Consider the following 1,756-nt stretch of genomic DNA (forward strand, 5'->3'; position numbering starts at 1 on the left):
AAGATCGTCGGCAGCGTCAGATGTGTATAAGTGACAGGGGTTCTGCTGGCGGGTGCGGCGGCGCTCGGCCACCACATCTCGGATCCGTCGCTGCATCTGGCGACGGATCCGGATCATCTCGCTGTTGCTGATCACGCTGTCTCCTCCCCCGAAGGCGCGCGCCGGGGCATACCCGGTATGTGAATAGTAAGACGTACGGGAGCGGCGAATAGTTGCCCATGATCCTGAACAATTTCTCGGCGTCCCCGCCCCGCGCACCCGATCGGTGCTGCTCCACTACGGTTGCTCCATGAGCCAGAGCAACGGGCGGGAGGCCGGTCGCGGTCCGGGACAGGAGCGGCATCGCGGTGCGGTCACCCTGCGTAGAGGGGCGATCCCGAGCAGCACAGCGGACCAGCGGTTGCTGGATTCGCGGGGTCGCGGCGACTGGAAGACCAAGGACGCCTGGCGCGCGCTGCGCATCCTCGCCGAGTTCGTCGAGGGTTTCGACACCCTCGCCGACGTGCCGTCGGCGGTCAGCGTCTTTGGCTCCGCGCGCAGCGCGCCGGACAGCGCCGAGTGTCAGTTGGCCGAGGAGTTGGGCGGCGCGCTGGCCCGAGCCGGCTACGCGGTGATCACCGGAGGCGGGCCCGGAGTGATGGAGGCCGCCAACCGCGGCGCCAGCGAGGCCGGTGGGCTCTCCGTGGGCCTCGGCATCGAGCTTCCGTTCGAGCAGGGCATCAACGAGTGGGTCGACCTGGCCATCGACTTCCGCTACTTCTTCGCCCGCAAGACGATGTTCGTCAAGTACGCCCAGGCGTTCGTCGTGCTGCCCGGTGGGTTCGGCACCATGGACGAGTTGTTCGAGGCGCTCACCCTGGTGCAGACCGGCAAGGTCACCCGGTTCCCGGTGGTGCTCATGGGGGTCGCCTACTGGCAGGGGCTGCTGGACTGGCTGCGCGACACGATGGCCGCCACCGGCAAGATCGGGCCGGTCGACCTGGACCTGATCTGTCTCACCGACGAGGTCAACGAGGCGGTCCGGTACATCGTCGAGGCGGAGGCCGTGCTCTCCGCCGAGCAGGAGGCGGTCCGCGAGGAGGCCGTCGCCCGTATCGAGGCAGACCAGCAGGCCGCAGCCGTTCAGGCCAGCGAGCAGCCCCGGGACCGCGACTGATGGCGGCGATCTGCGTCTTCTGCGCCTCCTCTCGTACCCTCGATCAGCGCTGGTTGGACCTGGCCGCCGAGACCGGTGCGGAGCTGGCCCGGCGCGGGCACACGCTGGTCAGCGGCGGTGGCTGCGTCGGCATGATCGGCGCGTTGGCGGACGGCGCCCGATCCGCCGGTGGACGCACCGTCGGCGTGATCCCGCAGTCGCTGGTCGATCTGGAGGTCGCCGACCTGGCCTCGGACGAGCTGCTGGTGACCGACTCGATGGCCGCCCGCAAGACCCTGATGATCGACAAGTCGGATGCCTTCCTCACCCTGCCCGGCGGGTTGGGCACCCTGGACGAGTTGTTCGAGGTCTGGACCACCGCCACCCTCGCGCTGCACGCCAAGCCGATGGTGCTGATTGACACCGACGGGTTCTACCGCCCTCTGTTGGACTGGCTCGACGCGCTGGCCGACCAGACCTTCCTGAAGCCCGCCGGCCGCGACCTCCTGACCGTGACCACCACCGTGACCGAGGCCGTGGACGTCCTGGAATCCCACCTAACCTGACCCACCCCGGCCCCTCCCGGCCTCCCGGCCCCGGCTGGCCGCGGTGATCATGAAG

General features: G+C 69.0%; 2 protein-coding genes. Both read left to right on the forward strand.

Going from position 1 to position 1,756, the window contains the following annotated elements:
- Nucleotides 1–289 precede the first annotated feature (289 nt).
- A complete protein-coding gene (locus DLJ59_RS09080; RefSeq protein WP_124772058.1) occupies nucleotides 290–1,156 on the forward strand; it encodes an LOG family protein in 867 nt (288 codons plus the stop codon).
- Nucleotides 1,156–1,701, forward strand: a complete 546-nt coding sequence (locus tag DLJ59_RS09085; protein ID WP_124772059.1) for an LOG family protein — start codon at nucleotides 1,156–1,158, stop codon at nucleotides 1,699–1,701. The genes DLJ59_RS09080 and DLJ59_RS09085 overlap by 1 nt, the downstream gene beginning before the upstream one ends.
- Nucleotides 1,702–1,756: the final 55 nt, after the last annotated feature.

The sequence above is a fragment of the Micromonospora inaquosa genome (genome assembly GCF_003857055.1).
GTDB lineage: Bacteria > Actinomycetota > Actinomycetes > Mycobacteriales > Micromonosporaceae > Micromonospora > Micromonospora inaquosa.

Bases quoted from the DNA above. Each gene is read 5' to 3' on its own strand.
- DLJ59_RS09080 (WP_124772058.1), top strand. From the start codon at position 290: ATGAGCCAGAGCAACGGGCGGGAGGCCGGTCGCGGTCCGGGACAGGAG.
- DLJ59_RS09085 (WP_124772059.1), top strand. From the start codon at position 1,156: ATGGCGGCGATCTGCGTCTTCTGCGCCTCCTCTCGTACCCTCGATCAG.